Here is an 18753-nt window from a genome sequence, read left to right as displayed (position 1 = left end):
ATACTGTATTAATAAAATAATGGTAAATAAAACAAGAGGATTTATTACGATTTTAACAGGTCTATACTCATTACAAGACTGCATTCATTTTTTAGCTGCTATTAGAAAATTTCATCAAGAACCAATAATTATTCTTGTTGACCGCGTCCCGCAAATTTTCTATCCTTTACTCACAGCTTTTAAAAATGTAATTTTAAAGGCAGCTCCAAGCAATAAAAATCCCGTTTTAGCATCGCGACTAGCAAAAATTTCTTTATATTCATTATCTGAATTTGATCAAACTATTTTCTTAGATTCAGATATTTGTTTGCTGACTAATATTAATGATGTATTTGAATATTTGGAACAATTTGATTTGTTGTTAACAGAAGATGTTCAACCTGCTATTGCCAAAGCTACAAATTTACTCAGAGGTAATCAGCAAGAAAATTTACCCAAGGTTTTGCAAATATTACAATCTATAGGTCTACCACTGCAAGAAAATAGTGTTCAGTACAATAGTGGTTTGATCGCTTTTCGTAAAAATGAAATAGTCCAAAACTTTTTTGCGGAATTTAGAAAGTATTTTGAAATTATTCAAAATCATCAAGATCAGCTTTTATTAAGAGATCAGGGAGCTTTTGCAGCTGCTATTGAAACTGTGCGTCCTAAAATTAAGGTATTACCACCTACGTACAACTATTTAAGTAAGTGGAAAGACTGCTATCAAATTGAAGAAGATATTAAAGTACTTCACTGTACATACGCCTATAGACCTCAGTACGCTAAAAATCTTACTAGTTCAGTATATACAAAAGTATTTGATAAATTTGCTCAATTTGTTATTCCTAATCAAGTTACTAATCCTTGGCGTGGAAAATGAATATTTATGAAAAAAAAATCAAAAATATCAATACTAGTTTGGAATTTATCAACCAATGATGGTTATATTCGAGCATCATTACTACAAAAATCATTACTTCAATTAGGATTTGAAGTAGAAATTTTAGGTTTTCTATTTGGCAAAGAGTTATATGCAGCTATTCCTGCTGATACCAAAGTCTATACTGTAGAAGGTAAAAATTATCCAGATTTTTTTAAATCAATAGGTCAAATATTAAAACGTATTGATGGAGATATTATTTATGCAATTAAACCTCAACCAGCGAGTTTTGGAGTTGCGCTAATAAAAAAACTATATACTCATCGTCCTGTAATTGTAGATATTGATGATTGGGAAATGAGTTGGTACGGTGGCGATGATTGGCGTTATCGTCCCAGCTTCAAACAATTAGCTAGAGATGTAATTCAATCAAATGGTGCTTTAAGATCACCATATCATCCTTTGTATTTGAAATGGATGGAAAGTTTGATTCATCAGGCTGATGCTGTGACTGTACATAATCAATTTTTACAGCAACGCTTTGGAGGTATATTTGTTCCCAATGGCAAAGATACCTATTTATTTGATCCATCTCGATATGACAGTAATGCTAGTAGAATGCGTTATGGTTTATCGGAATATAAAATCTTGATGTTTCCCGGTGCGCCAAGACCTTATAAAGGTTTAGAAGATATTTTCATCGCACTAGAAAAAATTAATCAGCCAAATTTCAGACTAGTTATTGTTGGTGGTAGTCCTTACGATGATTATGATCGTCAACTTCAAGAAAAATGGGGACATTGGATAATTAAATTACCCAACTTTTCAGCTGATTTAATAGCGGATGTAGTAGCTGCTGCTCATATTGTTGTTGTTCCCCAACGAGACACCCCAGAAACTCGCGCTCAATTCCCTCTGAAACTAACAGATGGAATGGCGATGGCTAAACCTGTATTATCAACAAAGGTAGGAGATATTCCTGATATTTTAGGGGATACAGGATATTTAGCAAAACCAGATTCTCCTGAAGAAATCGCCGAGCAAATTCAATTGATATTTAAAGATTTGGATGCAGCAAATGAACGTGGAAAAAGAGCTAGGGAAAGGTGCATAGAAAAATATAGTCTAGAGGCGATGGCATCTAGTTTAAAATCAGTAATTACTCGGTTGTAAGTTTTGATAATATGCATTCTAAAATCTGATTATATTTGGATTGACTAACCTTTACATAAATCAAGATGCAACCGTAAAAACACTGAATACCAATATTCTAATTATTTAACTTTCTCAACATCACTTTTGAGCTATTTCAAACATTTAGTCAATAATCATGTTAAGAATGAGTATATTTTGATTTCACTTCCCAATGTCTACTCAGAAACTACTACTCAGATTTGCTAAACCCTATCCAGGTCTAATTTTTCTCACAATAGTATTAGGATTTTCTGGAGCTTTATTTAACGGAGTAGGTACAACTTTAATTGTGCCTATAATTTTAAAAATTGTGGGACAAGAAGTAGACTTAAGTAACGCTCCTCCTATTCTGAAAGCGATTATATCTCCGTTTGATAAAATGTCGGATAATAACCGTTTATGGCTAATGTCTGGAGCAATTATATTAATAATTTTTTTAAAAAATATAGCGAATTATGCTAGTGCTTTAACATCTAGCTATTTATCACGTCGCTTGACTTCTGACATGCGAGAAGTAGGTGTACAGCTATTACTAGAAATAGATATAGACTATTATGCCAAGATGAAAGTTGGGGATTTAATCAATCGCTTGGGTGGGGAAATTGGTAGGGCTGCAACTACGATTAGCAATAGCGTAAAATTAGTAATTCTAGGAATTACGATCTTAGTTTTTGTCGGTCTACTAATATCGATTTCTTGGCAGTTAACAATTGCTGCTACTATTTTGCTATCTTTCGTGACACTAATTAATCAGTATATAATTGCTCGCTCTCGCACTTTTGGAAAACTGCTGAGTGAAATGTCAAAAGCATATTCAGTCGCGATTTTAGAAATTCTCAGTGGTATTCGGTTAGTTAAAGCAACAGGTAACGAAGCAAGAGAATATCAACGTATTCAAAAATTTATTCGAGAACGTGAAAAAGCCGATTTTCGCTCTCAAATGAATTCGGAAGCGATCGCACCAATCAGTGAGGTGATGGGAGTTATTTCTCTATTATTAATAGTCATCTTAAGCCGCACGTTTTTTCAAAAAGAAATTACTTCACTTTCAACAGTCTTACTCACGTATTTATTAATTTTACTGAGATTATTACCGTTAATTGCTCAGTTAAATACTCTCCGCAATAGCTTTGCAAATGCAACCACCAGTGTAGAAGTAACTGCTGACTTTCTGCGCCGGGATGACAAGCCTTTAATGAAAAACGGTAGTATTACTTACATTAGAATAAAAAATAGTATTAATTTTAATCATATATCTTTTGCTTACCCCGGTCATGAAAAAATGGTACTCAAAGATGTGGATTTATCTCTACCACATGGTACAACTTTAGCTTTGGTAGGTACTTCTGGCGCGGGAAAATCAACTATTGCAGACCTTTTACCAAGATTTTATGACCCGGTTTCCGGTTCTATTACCATTGATGGAATTGACATACGGGAGTTTGAAATTACATCTCTACGTAAAGGGATGGGAATAGTTAGTCAAGACACGTTTTTGTTTAATGATTCAGTGCGAAACAACATTGCTTACGGACGTACTGATGCTAGCGATGATGAAATTATTACTGCAACTCAGCAGGCTAATGCTTACGAATTTATCAGTAAATTACCCCAAGGATTTGATACATTGATTGGCGATCGCGGTGTCATGTTATCAGGTGGACAAAAACAGCGTCTGGCGATCGCACGGGCTTTGTTACAAAATCCAGACATCCTCATATTAGATGAAGCTACCAGCGCCTTAGATACAGTTTCTGAACGCTTAGTACAACAAGCCATAGATGATCTCAGTCGCGATCGTACCACCTTGGTAATTGCACACCGCTTATCTACCGTGCAGAAAGCTGATCAAATCGCCGTCTTAGATCAAGGCCGTGTAGTAGAAGTAGGAACTCATCAAGAACTCTTACAAAAAAATGGTCATTATTCCCGTTTGTACTCAATGCAATTTGACGAACAGAAAACATCTACCAGCAAATATCAAGAAGGTTTAATGCGGATTTATCATGAATTTCGCATACGGTTAAACTCAATGATTGGTTTGCTACTGTTATTAGTTGATAACTTAGCAGACAATCCTCAAGAAAGACAGAATTTAATCGCAGACGCTTACAAATCTGCTTTGAAAATTCTCAATATTGTTGATGTTGTGGAAGATATCATCAACATAGAAATGACATGGCAAAATCTATCTCCTAACCCAGAAAAAAACAACATAAACTTCCGACACTTAAACCTCAAAAATACCGTAAAGAAATTTTACACAGATATTAACGAAATCATTAACTATTTGCGTTTACTTTTAAATCAATCAATAAAGAATCCTCAGCAAGAAAATGAATTTCTTCAAAAAGCGCTACAATCTGCCATCCGCTTACTTAATTATTTAGAAACTTTTGAAGATAGTATTAAACTAAATTGAATATGAAAAATTCTTTTGCTCACAAACATTACGTATTTTTTTTGATAGACGAAATCCCAAAACCGGGAGCGAGTTTAGTTCAATCTACCAACGCAGCTAATGGAGCAGCTAATTTAGGTTATTCAACTGTTTTAGCTTATCCCTCGAAAGGATTATCTGCACTCAATCCTTTAAATTTAGCGCGTCCTTTTCAACCAATAAAAGTATCAGCAGAACTTGTGAAATACTACAATCTGCAAGATAAATTAAAAATCGCACCCTTACCAATGCCCTGGCCTATTGATCATATCAAAAGAAAATTCACTAATTCTAATACCATCGCCACAAAGTATTATTTACCATTTCATATTCTTTCTCAAACCAAACTTGTTCATGCTTGGAACTGGAATTTTATCAAAGCTGCTATCAAACATGGCGTTCCCGCTATTTACGAACATCATCACCATGAAGACAAAAAATTCGAGCCAGAAATCGTTAATCATCCCTTATTTCAAGTAGCTGTTACAGTTGCTGATACCGTCCGAGATGGGATGATTGCTAAAGGAATGCCAGCCGAAAAAGTAATAAAATTGCATAATGGCTATAATCGCTTTTTTATAGAAAGACAACCAGAGAAAGCAAGAAAATGGCGGCAAAAACTACTTAAGAATGGACGTAAACAACTAGTAATTTATTCAGGAGCCTTAAGACAATTTAAAGGAATTGATATTTTAATTGAGGTTGCCAAACAATTAGCAAATATCGAATTTGTTTGTGCAGGTGGCGATGCAAAAGAAATTGCTTACTATCAACAATTAGCGCAACAACAACAGGCGAATAACATCAGTTTTTTAGGTTATATATTGCATGAAGATTTAGCATCTTTATTACAAGCAGCTGATGTTTTAGCTCATCCTCACTGTTCCGGTGCAGCTGCAACATTTACATCACCAATGAAATTATTTGATTACTTAGCCTCTGGTAATCCAATTGTCGCAACAGAAATTCCCTCATTAATGGAGTTTAAAAAAACTAACGCGATCGCTGCTTGGTGTGAACCAGATAATCCCAGGAAATTTGCCGCAGCATTAAAGCAGGTACTAGAAACATATCCTCGTAGAGAAGAAGGATACCCAGAGATCATCGAATTTGTCAAACAATTTTCCTGGGAAAATCGTGCTGCCAAAATCCTTAGTTACGTTGATGAATATCTCCATCCTGAATTAATTATATCAGGCTGATGATTATAAATATTTATTGAACCACCAAGACACTAAGACACAAAGTTGAATTATTAAAAAATAACCACTAATTATTATGACAAAAATTGGCATGATTAGCAGCTATCACGCATTAGAAAAACAAGCTGATTGGCTATGGCAACAAACACCCCAACCGTTTGGTATTTGGGGAAATATACAAATGCAATCACTAGCATCCAAGCCAGATTTTCTATTAATGTATCAGTTTAATTTCCCTAAACCTAATCAAAAAACATCTTGGTTAGATAACTTCCTGAAACCACAAAATTCTGAAATTAAGATTAAAAATTTTCTACGTAATGTTCCCCAAGAAAAAATTATTTATTTACTACGTGAACCACCTCTAGATGAAGTTGTTGAAAAACATAAACTAGCTTATCAAGAAGCTCAAAAATATTGCGGTTATGTTTCGGGTCCTGATGATTTTGCTCCAAATCCTGATTATATGCCTGCAATCTGGTATCATGCTAATTCCTTTCGAGATTTGGATGAAATGTCACCGCCAGCAAAGATTTCCAATTGTAGTTGGATTACTTCTGGAATTAGTCGTACTGCTAACCATCGCCAGCGTTTAGATTTTTTGCAGGCTTTACAAACTAGTAGAATTATAGTTGATTTTTACGGACGAGATTTACCAAACTGGGTACAATCTTCAGGTGAATTAAGTAACAAATGGTATGGCATGGCTCCGTACTATTACAATCTAGCAATTGAAAATTATAGCGGCAATAATTGGTATGTTAGTGAAAAATTATGGGATGCACTTTTAGCATGGTGTTTACCAATTTACTATGGAGGTTCAGCAGCTGATAAGTTATTACCACCCGGTAGTTTTTTACGCTTACCTAGTTTGGATGAAAAAGGTATTAATTACATTCGAGAAATGACTAAAACTCCTGATGCTTGGTATGAAGCTAAAGATGCTATAGCTGAAGCTCGTCAAATTATTTTACATGAATTAAATTTGCTCAACTGGTTATCAAATTTTGTGAACAAGTAAGGATAAAAATATGAAAAATGGAATCTATACTTTAGCCAATGATTTAGTTTATAATCAATTAGTAGCGTTACTGAATAGTATAGAAGTTAATGCTGGCAATAATTTACCTGTATGTGTGATTGCCTATAATGACCAAATAGAAAAAGTTCGTGCCGAAGTTGCATCGCGAAATAATGTCACTCTACTAGAAAATAATGATATTTTTACTCGTTGGGAAGAGTTTTCTTTGAAAGTATGGCAATCTCATCCAAATGCTATTCAAACTTGGGAAGAAAGAGGAATTAAAAAGTTTTACAGAGTAGGTGAAAATCGCCGTTACTGTGCATTTGATTCTGATAGTCTCTTTGAAAATTTTATTTATTTAGATGCTGATACCTTAGTGATGCAGCCTTTAGATTTTATTTTTGAGCAGTTAGAAGATCATGATTTTGTTGTCTATGACTTTCAGTATAAAGATCCTGCTCATATCTATAACTTGCAATCTCCTCAGCTTTTAGAAATATTTAATCAACAACAAATTAATTCAGAAATTTTCTGTTCTGGTTTTTATGCTTCTAAACGAGGTATATTTCCTCTAGAACAAAGAGATTGGTTACTGTCTAAATTAAATGCAGGAGAATCAGATGTTTTATATATGTCTGCTCCCAATCAATCTGTTCTCAACTATATGAGAATGAGAGCAAACGTTTCATTCTATAATTTTGCCCTGAATTTACCTGCAAACAAAGCTACTGGCTGTTGTGTGACTTCTCCGCATTTTGAAAACCGAAATCATGTTCTCTATGATCAGGGTAATAGATTAACTTATTTGCATTATATTGGTTTATCTTCCAAGCTTTTTAATCGAGTTTGTGATGGTGAAAATATTGATTTTCCCTATCGTAATCTATTCTTACACTATCGCTATTTGCATCAGCCAGAACAACAACCGAAGTTTAACACTAAAGCCAAAGCTTACAACGCGCCACCAAGTTTAACGACACGGATTTTTAGAAAATTAGGCATAAAAGTTGAGGTATAATCTCATGAATCGGGGAATTTATATTATTGCTAATGACAAGGTAACTGATCATGCGATCGCACTCCTCAATAGTATCAGATTGTATGACCAAGAAACGCCAATTGTCATGATTCCTTATGATGACAATTATCACAACATTGCCAACATCCTCAGCAAACATTATCAAGTCGGAATTTATGAAGATTTAGAGTTCATCAACCGACTATCTCATAAATTACATGACAGTTTCGGCGGTAAATTTTTCGCACGACCAAATCAATTCCGCAAACAAGCTTGTTGGTTTGGCCCTTTTGATGAATTTCTTTACATTGACACAGATATTGTTGTTTTTGAAAGAATTATCGATAATCTCAATTATCTCAAAACAGTAGATTTTATCTGTTGCGACTATCAACATTTGGGTGGTATTGATAATGTTTTTACATCCAGAATTTTAGAAAACAAAATATTTAGTGAAAATCAAATTTCAGATATTTTTAATGGTGGTTTTTGGGGTTCTAAGAAAAACCTAATTTCGGAACAGGATTTGTATGAAACTTTCGCTGAATGTGCTGCTCATCCTGAATATTTTGATTTTTCTCAAAAAACATCTGACCAACCAATTATCAACTATATGCTTCTCAAGCGCATTCCTCGTCGTTTTAATATAGTCCGTCGTGAGGGGAAAGCACCAGGAAATTGGGCGGGAACTCCAAATTTTCAAACTCAGGATCATGTACTATTTGATCCCGCAGTCAATCAACCCCTACAATATTTACATTGGGCAGGTATTCGCATTCAACCAGGTTGTCCCTACTGGGAAATTTGGGAATACTACCGCAATCTCAATTCAGCTTTACCAGCAGTAGATATCCCCGTACCTGTTAATAAAAATCAGTGGGAAAGTAGATTGGAGAATTTGAAAAAGCAATTGCGACAACTTAAGGCTAATTTATAGCAAGAAATTGGAAGTTAGGTAAGTTACCTTATATCTCAATACAGTTCGGTTAAGATTATTGGCGTGGTTTTTCGATGTCTAGAGACGTTGCAGTGCAATGTTTCTACATGCTTAAAATTATGACGAAAAATTCTTAACACCAAGCGTATTGGCTTTCATATCTTGATTCAGCAACGCCAGAAAATCTCTTCCCCATTCCCCAATCTCTAATCCCTTTTCAACTCTTTTCGCTATCCAAAATCGCCATCTGATCTGAATCATAACGATCGCCAGCGACAGCGTCAGGTGGAATTGCTGTTTCAATTTGAGCTAGTTGATTATCTGTAAGGTGTAGATTGATAGCAGCGAGTGCTTCTTCTAACCGATTGCGACGTCGCGCTCCAATCAACGGAATGATATCATTACCTCGTGACAAAACCCAAGCGATCGCCACTTGTGCAACAGTCGCATTCTGTTCTTCTGCAATACTGCGGAGTGCTTCGACTAGCGACAAATTCCGCTCCAGATTTTCTCCAGAAAAGCGGGGTAAATGACTGCGGAAATCCTGCGCTGTTTGGGAACGGTCTTTTGACCAATGACCACTCAACAAACCCCGCGAAAGTACACCGTAAGCGGTGACCCCAATACCCAATTCCCGCACAGTCGGGAGAATTTCATTTTCAATTCCACGACTGAGAAGTGAGTATTCGATTTGCAACCAGGTAAGCGGATGAATCGCATGTGCGCGTCGCAGCGTGTCTGCACTTGCTTCAGACAATCCGACATATCTAATATATCCAGCTTGGATCATTTCGGCGATCGCTCCGATTGTATCTTCAATTGGCACTGCTGGATCGAGCCGAGCTGGTTGATACAGGTCTATATAATCGGTTCCTAATCGTTGTAATGTATAGGCAAGTGCAGTTTTCACAGCTTGAGGACGAGCATCAAAACCGATAAAATTACCATCAGGCGATCGCAACGCTCCAAATTTGACTGCAATAAACACATCTTCCCGTCGTCGTCCTGTCAGTGCTTCATGCAATAACAGTTCGTTGTGACCCATTCCATAAAAATCACCAGTATCTAGTAATGTTATACCTGCATCGAGAGCAGCATGAATAGTTGCGATGCTCTCCTCTCGGTCTGCTGGTCCATAGAAATCCGACATACCCATACATCCAAGGCCGATTGCTGATATAGTCGGCCCGTTCTTTCCCAACTGACGCGTTAACATGGTTATTTCTCCACTGCTGTCATGAGATTAAGGCGGTAAGAAAATGGCAAAAATCAAGTTTAGCTTACAGCAAATCAGTTAAAAAGTAAAAAGATAAAAGTCATCCGATTTTGGATTTTCGATTTTCGATTTATTCCACGGACGAGTCCGCTTTCTTGTACCCTGCTCGGAATGGTCAGTCAAAAGATAATCCCCATAAATCAACTTAGGGACACTAAACCTAAATATATATTTTATTTTTCTTTCTTTTGTCTTTTAACTTTTAACTTGGATTAACCATTTCTACACTCAAACGAATCCTTTTTACTGTTTGTTTTTCTCCAGTCGGACAGAAATTAATATCGAAATTTTTTTCTACAGGGACACCATCATCATGTAATGCATATATGATTGGTAATTTATCTAGTCCTTGATATTTGTATATACCTTGAGGTATAAACTTCAAGCTTGATTTTTCACCTGTACTAATATTAATTGGAAGTTCAGCATATTCAGTGGGTTGAATTTGATTTCCTGTACAATCTTTTTCTCTAACGAGTGTCAAAGATTGCTGAATATTAGGATTTTGAGTGACTCCCCAATCTACAAGTGTCAAATCCTTAACAATTTCTTCACTGGCTTTTCCCCAGTCTCCACCAACTTTACTTTCATCAAGCTCAATCTTGCGATTTTGTTGTTTACCACCAATTACTTGAGATAAATCAAAAGATATAACACCTGCTGGTTCTATTCTCGTAAAGTCTTTTTTTTCAAAAATTCTCCCACCAGCGGACAAGGTAAGAATAGAATACTGAAAACTAGGTCCAATATAAAGAGAATTATTATCAGTTAATCCAATTCCGAGTAAACCACCAACTTTAGAACTACCTAAATCTAGTAGATCCAGATTAAGTCCAATAATTGGTTGTGCTACTTTATCGTTAATCAAGCCACCTGTAATAATGCTAGTATTACTAGTCCCTCCCAAAAAGTTATTACTGACTATTTGACTTAAATCAGGACTACCGAAAAAACTTAAAGCAGTATTTAATTGTGTAAAAGCTTTGGCGTCTTCTAATTTTTTTAAATTCGTCTGCTGACCTTTTTTCATTTGTATTTCTATTGGAATGGGTGAAGCAATAAGCTTTAGATTACTTAATCCTACTGTTTCTTCCCCTCTCTTAAAGCTGATAGCAACGTTCAAATCAGCTTTTGTATTGTCCGCTTTCGCAAAAGTGAGATTAAATGGTTCTATAACAGCTTTGACAACAAAGCGATAAATATATATAGGTTGATTCTGTGGACGCGCAACAGCAAACCTATAAATTTTCATATCCCAAGTAATATCTTGATCACTAATGCGGGGAAATTGTCCTTGGGGTGTTGCTCCACTAACATCAAAAGAATAGGAAATACCCTTACTCTTCAATAAATTTGTAATTTGGATATTATCTCGCAGAAGACCAAAATACTCCGATGCTGTGACAGATCCTTGTTTAACAAGCTGGACTCCATCTCCATTTTCTTCAGGATTCCAATATTTTTGAAATTTTATCTGAGAATTTGGATCAGAATTTAAAGTTTTTAGGTCTGATACCATGAATGCTTCACGCAAACGTTGTTGACATTTTTCAGATAAATCCTCAATCCACTTATTTGACTTACCAAGATTCTCATTACGAATTGAACAAGTTACTGGTTCATCTTTTTCATAGAATTCTCTTGCTGATTCTAGTAAATTTTCATCAATCGGTAATAAAGACCATTCCAATCCGATAGTAACTTGTTTACTATTTTGCAGATATTCAATTACGCCATTTACGATTGATAATCTGATAGCTCTTGGAAGTAAGTCTGGTTCAGACTCTAGTCCAGGTTTTTTATTTGGAGTTTGTGAATTTTGTGTTTGTGAATTTTGTGTTTGCGTTTGTTGATTAGTTTGTGTCTGTGCTTGTACAAATGGAGTTTCTACAACGTTTAGTAAAAAAGAGATAAATACAAAAACAATACGACGCATCATAAAATATCGACTCATACCTTAAAATTTATGCAATTGATATTTATTGAATTTGGGTATTTTCAATTTTTACCAAAAATCCTAAATTCAGATTACTTGTATATTCATTTTCGGAAGACCCCAAATTAAAAAATTAGGAAATACAAACTAAACTATGTTTTTAACTATTTTAAATAAGATGAGCAGGAAACACATAAGCAAGAGATGTTCCATCACCTTGAATTTGAGTAGCAATCAGCATCCCAAGTGATTTTTTGCTACTACTAATAATTACTCGTGAACCATGATGCGAAGTATATAAATTCTGCTCGAATTTTACTTGAAAAACTTCAACCATAGAAGAAAAATCACCAAAAGCTTGTTTCTGTGGCTGGGCTGTTTTAACAGTTCCTTTAATCTGTGAACCATCAAATTCTAATATGACAGATTCGTCTACACTAACATTTGGCTGAGAATCTTGGTCTTTAGTAACATCAGATATTTTATGAAGAGGAAAATTCTTATGGGGTTGAATATATACAACTGGTTTGCCATTAGAATTGATCAATGACCAGTCAAATTTATGAATCACACCGACATTCCCACCACCAGTAGTTAAAACGGAGACTTGGTTCTGAGGAATTTTGAAATTTGGAAGAAATATAGCACTATTATCAGACTGTTTTATCTTCACAAGCTCAAGAGGAGCAATCAACAAATATTCTTCTCTTCCATTCTTTGTATCAACTTTTTTCCCATAAACTTGACAATCTGGACTGTGATGAAAATCTTGAAATTTATCACGATGAATCTGCATAAAAAAACTCATGGTAAATGATATATCTTTATGAGTTAGGAATTACGCATTGACTCAAGTGCGTGAAGTCCTATTTCATAAACTAAATGAAAGCTAAGTTCTTAAAACTTAGCTTCTCTTCTATTTATTTATTTGGGTAGCATAAAACTAACTTATGCATTTTTGACGAAAAAGTAAATTAGAAAAATTGTCCACAAAATCACTTAAAGACTGAGTTTTTACGTAAGTTCCATAACTTTATGAAACAACTCCAGGACTTACGCAAAACATAACGAAGGTAGCGGTAATTCATGAATTACCGCTACGCAAGAATAAGGTTTTCGGTCACATCTTGCGTAAGTCCTGAACTCAACAAATAAAATTTAGTTATTACTAAAGCCTTTTTTTATGATTAATTTCACACTTATCCTAAGCCCAAGACAAAGTTAAAATGTAGTTTGGATTACTTTTTGTTTGTATTATTAACTACATTTACAAAAATTAAAATGTAAAAAATAAACAGAATCAGGTGAACAAATTTGTAAAAATTTGTTAAGAATAGTGGCATGATTATCAACAAAAGGAAGCAAAACTTATGACGAACACGACAGAGACTCAACCACCCCATCAGGTAGTAATTATTGGTGGCGGTTTTGGCGGACTTTATGCCGCAAAATCACTTAATCATGCGAATGTAGATGTTACACTCATAGACAGACGCAATTTTCACCTTTTTCAACCGCTTTTGTATCAAGTTGCGACAGGTGCAATATCGCCTGCTGATATTTCTTCACCCCTGCGTTCAGTTCTCAGCAAAAGTAAGAATACAAAAGTGCTGTTGGGAGAAGTGAATGATATTGATCCCGAAGCGCAAAAAGTTGTCATGGGTGATGAAGTCATACCCTACGATACATTAATTGTGGCTACAGGTGCTAAACATTCCTATTTTGGGAAAGATGAATGGGAATCATTTGCTCCTGGTTTAAAAACAGTGGAAGATGCAATAGAAATGCGTCATCGGATATTTATGGCGTTTGAAGCTGCGGAAAAAGAAACTGATCCGCAACTGCGCCGTGCTTGGTTAACATTTGTAATTGTTGGTGGTGGACCTACAGGTGTGGAATTAGCTGGTGCGATCGCAGAATTAGCGTACCACACAATGAAAGAAGACTTCCGCAACATCGACACCACCGAAGCCCAAGTTATTTTACTTGAAGGTTTAGATCGAATTTTGCCACCATTCGCCCCAGAATTATCAGCACAAGCAGAAACATCTCTTCAGCGCTTGGGTGTGAAAGTACAGACAAAAACCTTAGTGACAAATATCGACAATGATCTCGTTACCATTAAACAAGGTGAAGAAGTATCACAAATTCATGCCAAAACAGTATTATGGGCAGCAGGTGTCAAAGCTTCGCCACTAGGAAAAGTATTGGCACAAAGAACAGGAGTAGAATGCGATCGCGCCGGACGAGTTATAGTTGAACCAGATTTGAGTCTTAACAACTATCCGAATATCTTTGTAATTGGTGACTTAGCTCATTTTGCTCATCAAAACGGTAAACCCTTACCTGGTGTCGCACCCGTCGCAATGCAACAAGGAGAGTACGTTGCTTCACTCATTAAACAAAAACTTCACTTTCAAACATCATTACCAAGATTTTATTATATCGACAAAGGTAGTTTAGCAGTCATTGGGCAAAACTCAGCCGTTGTAGATTTAGGTTTTATCAAATTTACAGGTTTCGTAGCTTGGCTATTTTGGTTATTAGTTCATATTTACTTCTTAATTGAATTTGATAACAAACTCATAGTCATGATTCAGTGGGGATGGAATTACTTCACTCGTCATCGTGGCGCCAGATTAATTACAGGAAAACAACAAATAAATAATTACACAACCGAAAAAACAACAGATACAAGAGAGATAGTGAACGTGTAATTTTAGGGGCGTAGATGCACTTTGACGTCTACGCTCCTAAAATTAATTTTAAATAAATAACAAAAGTTATATTCGAGTCTGTCACAAATCATTTAGTATTCAGTAAGTCAAATTTATATTGATGATTAACAGTCTTAACTTATATCTTGCACCAACTCCGTATCCCGCCTCAGAATTAATTTTGAGGCTAATAGCATAAGTCCGTTAAAACGGACTCAAACATCGTCCTAGTCAGATAAATCTGACTTTAGCTATTAGCCAATAAATTTATTTATTGGCGGGATGAAAACCTGATGCAAGATATGAGTTAACCTATATCTTACACCTAGCCATAAATTAAAATTTGCGCTGAAAGCTTAAATCGGTTCAAAACCGACTGGCTCAGATTTTAACTTATTTTAATGGGTTTAAGCTTTGATCCGAAAAACTTTTTTACGGCTGATTGCAACTGTCGCGAGATGTCAGTTCACTGTCTTAACTGTCTTAACTGTCTTAACTGTCTTAACTATCCTTGCATTTTTCTGAAAAATCAGAGATATTAAAAGTGAAATTATTCTGGTAAAGATTTTTAATCCAAAATCAAAAATCTGATGATCCTTGATATATCAAAAATACTTTATAAAAATAAAGACGTGACAGCTTAATTTCTCATCAAAAGATGAATATACTAATAATCCTGATTGAAGTAGTATTTTTAATACTCATTTTCTCTCTGTTGAACTGGCTGATTGGCATAATCTTCCAGCAGGTTGCTAAAGTTTCTTGGCTGCAAGGAAGAATTGCAAATATCACCTTCTTACGCCGGAATATCAGCAGACTTTTAATTTTCATTTCTGTGATTTTGTGTCTTGTGCTGATTGGTGTGAATGGGATGGTGATTTATCGAGGTGGAAACATTCAAGAATTTCAACTTAATCTGATTCGCAGTCTTCCTACTCAATTTTGGATCAATCTCTTCACAGCGATTTTTAAAACTGTGAGTTTGCTAATGCTAGTTAAACTTAGCATACCACCTTTAAACAAAGGTATAGACTGGGTTTGTAATTACGCCAAGAAAGCCGACCAAATAAAGGCTAATGATGAGAGTACTCAAGCTTTTTTTCAGGTCTTAAAAAGAATTATCAATCATACTCTTTGGATATCATCAGCTATCCTGAGTGCTAAATTTTGCTACCTTCCAGAAGTAGTTCCCAAATATCTTTACATTGCCTTAAAAATATACATTATTGTCACAGTTGGCTTACTCATTGTCAAAGCTGTTGCTACTATAGTTGACACTCTCGACGCGCTAAGTCTTAAATACTCCAGTTCTAACAATTTACTGCGTTTATACGAGCGTTTACGCCACTTAATTCCCCTGTTCAAAAAATGTTTAGAATACATCCTCTATGTTGGCATAGTAAACCTTGTTGTTCCAGAAATAGAACCAATAGCTTGGGTAAGTGCTTATACCCCTAAAATTGTGCAGATTATTGGGGTTTATTTTATTAGCAATGTTTTGATTGAAATCGCTTACTTTATCCTTGATGAATTCTACCTCAAAGCCACAGAGGCAAACGATTCACAGCGACAGAAACGGTTGACGCTGATTCCTTTAATGCGGAGTTTTGCCAAATATTTTATCTACTTCACTGCCGGAGTTACTATACTCAAGCTAATTGGAATTGATCCGGCGCCCATCTTAGCAGGTGCAGGAATTGTGGGTATTGCAGTTGGTCTTGGGGCGCAAAACCTGATTAATGATGTTGTTTGTGGATTTTTGATTTTGTTTGAAAACTATTACTTGGTGGGTGATTATGTTGAAGTCGGGAAAGTAGAAGAAAGAAATATTGAGGGAATTGTAGAAGCGATTGAATTGCGAACTACTCACGTCCGTCATCCTGATGGTCAATTGCAGATTATTCGTAATGGAGACATTGGATCAATTATCAATTTCTCCAAACAGTATATATATGCAAGAGTGGAACTTAGCGTTTCCTATGACTCCAATTTAGATCATGTATATAGAGTGGTTGAGAAAGTAGGACAACAATTAAAGGCGGATGAACAGGATGTTCTAGAACCCACCCGTGTAGCTGGCATAGAACATTTTGGAGAGAATAACCTATTACTGCTAACACTGACAAAAGTCAAACCGGGAAAACACCTGCATATTCAGCGTGTTCTCCGCAAGATATTGAAGGATAATTTTAGTCAAGAAGAAATTGAAATTTGCGGTTTTTCCAAGAATTGATAGACGCGATATATCGCGTCTGGTACATATTCAAAATTATGACGGAAAATTCTATTCCTTGCAGTATTGACTAGTGGTCTGTTCTATCAAAAATAATCTGGGAGGGTGAGAACCCCTACCTTTACATGAGCGGATGAGGGATTTCGCAGATCATCAAAATCAATATTAGACCTCTTGCAAAAGTCGAATTAACCCCCCTCAATCCCCCCGTGAACGAGGGGAAGATTTAGTTCCCTAAGCGTTTACGCTTAGGGTTAGGGTGGGGTAAAAATATTTTTGCAAGAGGTCTATTGTAAAGTAGTTGCTGCAAAGAAGTACTATGATGGAAAGCAGATGCACCATTAGGCCATTTTTGCGGAAAGAGGAAAACTAATGATTGAAGAAGGAATTATAGTACCATTGCTCTATTTGGTTTTGGCTGGAGCTTATTTGTTAGTCATACCCGTAGCTGTACTGTTCTATCTGAATCAGCGTTGGTACGTAGCCAGTTCTATAGAACGCGCATTCATGTATTTTCTGGTGTTCTTCTTCTTTCCAGGTTTATTAGTTCTGTCACCGTTTGTAAATATACGACCAAAACGGCGACAAATTGAAGCGTAATTTAAGTTGGTAGGTCATATACTTATGCGACGTCTTGACGCTTTAGGAATTGTTTTTGGCGTTTTTATTACAGGTGGTTTGGCTTATCTAGTGCTGCAATTGGCTGGTCTGGATAATTTAGAAGCAGGTATCTGGAGTCAAGTCTTCCTAGTCGGTGGGTTAATAGGCTGGTTGATGACTTATATTTTCCGCGCTGTTAACCACAAAATGACCTACCATCAACAGCGCGATCGATACGAACAAGCTTATTTCCAAAAGCGCTTAGACGAACTCTCACCCGAAGAACTCGCAAAAATTCAAGCCGAGATCGAACAAGAAAAGGATTCTCAGGTGTAAAATTGTCATTTGTCATTTGTTGTTTGTCATTTGTCCTCAAGTTAATGACTCATGACCAATGACTCATGACCAATGACCATTTTACAGACGCGATATTCCTCGAGTCTCTAATGACCAATGACACTAATTTCTGACTGCTTTGAAACCCTCAGACAAAATCGCAAGTGCGCCTTAATTCCTTTTATTACTGCTGGCGATCCAGATTTAGAAACAACCGCAGCAGCTTTGCGAACTCTAGATAGCAGTGGCGCGGACATAATAGAGTTGGGTGTTCCCTACTCTGATCCTCTGGCGGATGGACCAGTAATTCAAGCCGCAGCTACCCGTGCTTTAGAACGAGGAATAACTTTAGATAAAGTGCTAGAAATGGTGAAAGCAACTAGTGCGAGTTTGCGATCGCCAATTATTCTTTTCACCTACTACAATCCGATTCTCAATCGGGGTATAGAAAATTTTCTCCAACAAATCGCCACTGCTGGTGTAGCTGGTTTAGTCGTTCCAGATTTACCCTTAGAAGAAGCCGCTAATTTACTCGAACCAGCAGCAAAAATTGGTATTGATGTAATTTTACTTGTTGCTCCCACCAGTTCTGCTGAACGTATTGCAGCAATTGCTCGCGCCTCCCAAGGATTTATATATTTAGTTAGTGTCACAGGTGTCACAGGAATGCGATCGCAAATAGAATCGCGAGCGTCAGATTTACTCAAGCAAATTCGTAGTGTGACAGATAAACCCATCGGTGTTGGTTTTGGTATTTCCCAAACAGAACAAGCAAGACAAGTTAAAGACTGGGGTGCAGATGCAGTTATTGTTGGTAGTGCGTTTGTCAAACGACTCAGCCAAGGTACACCCCAAGAAGGATTAAATGAAATCGCCTTGTTTTGTCAAAGTTTGAAGCAGGCGATCGCTAGTGAATAAATTAATTTAGGGACAGATACAGAAGTATTACTGAGAAGTTAGTTAAAAAAAAGTAATAAG

15 protein-coding genes are annotated in these 18753 nt (G+C 36.1%); 12 read left to right on the top strand and 3 right to left on the bottom strand.

Annotated features, from left to right (window positions below; translation table 11 throughout):
• Positions 1-19 precede the first annotated feature (19 nt).
• From B4U84_RS06955 to B4U84_RS06925, 7 genes are all read left to right on the top strand, one after another.
• The gene (locus B4U84_RS06955; protein WP_131116426.1) at positions 20-862 is read left to right on the top strand and encodes a glycosyltransferase family protein; all 843 of its coding nucleotides are present in this window, start codon (positions 20-22) and stop codon (positions 860-862) included.
• 6 nt (positions 863-868) lie between these two features.
• Complete coding sequence (locus tag B4U84_RS06950) at positions 869-2035, top strand: glycosyltransferase family 4 protein (protein ID WP_131116423.1); 1167 nt, start codon at positions 869-871, stop codon at positions 2033-2035.
• A 193-nt stretch (positions 2036-2228) separates the two neighbouring features.
• A complete protein-coding gene (locus B4U84_RS06945; protein WP_131116419.1) occupies positions 2229-4478 on the top strand; it encodes an ABC transporter ATP-binding protein in 2250 nt (749 codons plus the stop codon).
• Between the two features lie 2 nt (positions 4479-4480).
• Positions 4481-5698 carry a glycosyltransferase family 4 protein gene (locus tag B4U84_RS06940; protein ID WP_131116417.1) on the top strand — a complete coding sequence of 406 codons (1218 nt, stop codon included), beginning with the start codon at positions 4481-4483 and terminating at the stop codon, positions 5696-5698.
• Positions 5699-5774: 76 nt separating this feature from the next.
• Positions 5775-6719: a glycosyltransferase family 10 domain-containing protein gene (locus tag B4U84_RS06935; protein ID WP_131116414.1), complete on the top strand. Its 945-nt coding sequence runs from the start codon at positions 5775-5777 to the stop codon at positions 6717-6719.
• Positions 6720-6729: 10 nt separating this feature from the next.
• Positions 6730-7740 (top strand): Npun_R2821/Npun_R2822 family protein, encoded by a 1011-nt coding sequence (locus B4U84_RS06930; RefSeq protein WP_131116411.1) that lies wholly within the window; start codon positions 6730-6732, stop codon positions 7738-7740.
• Between the two features lie 4 nt (positions 7741-7744).
• Positions 7745-8677, top strand: coding sequence for an Npun_R2821/Npun_R2822 family protein (locus B4U84_RS06925; RefSeq protein WP_131116408.1), 933 nt, complete (start codon positions 7745-7747; stop codon positions 8675-8677).
• A gap of 217 nt (positions 8678-8894) precedes the next feature.
• Here the strand turns inward: B4U84_RS06925 and B4U84_RS06920 are convergent, their stop codons facing one another.
• From B4U84_RS06920 to B4U84_RS06910, 3 genes are all read right to left on the bottom strand, one after another.
• Positions 8895-9893, bottom strand: a complete 999-nt coding sequence (locus B4U84_RS06920; protein WP_131116405.1) for an aldo/keto reductase — start codon at positions 9891-9893, stop codon at positions 8895-8897.
• Between the two features lie 262 nt (positions 9894-10155).
• Entirely contained in the window at positions 10156-11892 is a 1737-nt protein-coding gene (locus tag B4U84_RS06915; protein WP_131116402.1) for a hypothetical protein, read from the bottom strand.
• Positions 11893-12058: 166 nt separating this feature from the next.
• Positions 12059-12685: a hypothetical protein gene (locus B4U84_RS06910; protein WP_131116399.1), complete on the bottom strand. Its 627-nt coding sequence runs from the start codon at positions 12683-12685 to the stop codon at positions 12059-12061.
• Positions 12686-13259: 574 nt separating this feature from the next.
• Between B4U84_RS06910 and B4U84_RS06905 the strand changes: the two genes are divergently transcribed.
• From B4U84_RS06905 to trpA, 5 genes are all read left to right on the top strand, one after another.
• Positions 13260-14606: an NAD(P)/FAD-dependent oxidoreductase gene (locus tag B4U84_RS06905; protein ID WP_131116396.1), complete on the top strand. Its 1347-nt coding sequence runs from the start codon at positions 13260-13262 to the stop codon at positions 14604-14606.
• A gap of 658 nt (positions 14607-15264) precedes the next feature.
• A complete protein-coding gene (locus tag B4U84_RS06900) occupies positions 15265-16839 on the top strand; it encodes a mechanosensitive ion channel family protein (protein WP_044450696.1) in 1575 nt (524 codons plus the stop codon).
• A gap of 387 nt (positions 16840-17226) precedes the next feature.
• Positions 17227-17439, top strand: a complete 213-nt coding sequence (ndhL, locus tag B4U84_RS06895) for an NAD(P)H-quinone oxidoreductase subunit L (RefSeq protein ID WP_026081724.1) — start codon at positions 17227-17229, stop codon at positions 17437-17439.
• A 24-nt stretch (positions 17440-17463) separates the two neighbouring features.
• A complete protein-coding gene (locus tag B4U84_RS06890) occupies positions 17464-17775 on the top strand; it encodes a DUF3007 family protein (protein WP_017308836.1) in 312 nt (103 codons plus the stop codon).
• A gap of 117 nt (positions 17776-17892) precedes the next feature.
• Positions 17893-18693 carry a tryptophan synthase subunit alpha gene (trpA, locus tag B4U84_RS06885; RefSeq protein WP_017308835.1) on the top strand — a complete coding sequence of 267 codons (801 nt, stop codon included), beginning with the start codon at positions 17893-17895 and terminating at the stop codon, positions 18691-18693.
• Positions 18694-18753: the final 60 nt, after the last annotated feature.

The organism is Westiellopsis prolifica IICB1 (genome assembly GCF_004323185.1).
GTDB classification, from domain to species: Bacteria; Cyanobacteriota; Cyanobacteriia; order Cyanobacteriales; family Nostocaceae; genus Pelatocladus; species Pelatocladus prolificus_A.
This window is presented reverse-complemented; position numbering and strand designations above follow the sequence as displayed.

Bases quoted from the DNA above. Each gene is read 5' to 3' on its own strand.
- B4U84_RS06955 (WP_131116426.1), top strand. From the start codon at position 20: ATGGTAAATAAAACAAGAGGATTTATTACGATTTTAACAGGTCTATAC.
- B4U84_RS06950 (WP_131116423.1), top strand. From the start codon at position 869: ATGAAAAAAAAATCAAAAATATCAATACTAGTTTGGAATTTATCAACC.
- B4U84_RS06945 (WP_131116419.1), top strand. From the start codon at position 2,229: ATGTCTACTCAGAAACTACTACTCAGATTTGCTAAACCCTATCCAGGT.
- B4U84_RS06940 (WP_131116417.1), top strand. From the start codon at position 4,481: ATGAAAAATTCTTTTGCTCACAAACATTACGTATTTTTTTTGATAGAC.
- B4U84_RS06935 (WP_131116414.1), top strand. From the start codon at position 5,775: ATGACAAAAATTGGCATGATTAGCAGCTATCACGCATTAGAAAAACAA.
- B4U84_RS06930 (WP_131116411.1), top strand. From the start codon at position 6,730: ATGAAAAATGGAATCTATACTTTAGCCAATGATTTAGTTTATAATCAA.
- B4U84_RS06925 (WP_131116408.1), top strand. From the start codon at position 7,745: ATGAATCGGGGAATTTATATTATTGCTAATGACAAGGTAACTGATCAT.
- B4U84_RS06920 (WP_131116405.1), bottom strand. From the start codon at position 9,893: ATGTTAACGCGTCAGTTGGGAAAGAACGGGCCGACTATATCAGCAATC.
- B4U84_RS06915 (WP_131116402.1), bottom strand. From the start codon at position 11,892: ATGATGCGTCGTATTGTTTTTGTATTTATCTCTTTTTTACTAAACGTT.
- B4U84_RS06910 (WP_131116399.1), bottom strand. From the start codon at position 12,685: ATGCAGATTCATCGTGATAAATTTCAAGATTTTCATCACAGTCCAGAT.
- B4U84_RS06905 (WP_131116396.1), top strand. From the start codon at position 13,260: ATGACGAACACGACAGAGACTCAACCACCCCATCAGGTAGTAATTATT.
- B4U84_RS06900 (WP_044450696.1), top strand. From the start codon at position 15,265: ATGAATATACTAATAATCCTGATTGAAGTAGTATTTTTAATACTCATT.
- B4U84_RS06890 (WP_017308836.1), top strand. From the start codon at position 17,464: ATGCGACGTCTTGACGCTTTAGGAATTGTTTTTGGCGTTTTTATTACA.
- trpA (WP_017308835.1), top strand. From the start codon at position 17,893: ATGACACTAATTTCTGACTGCTTTGAAACCCTCAGACAAAATCGCAAG.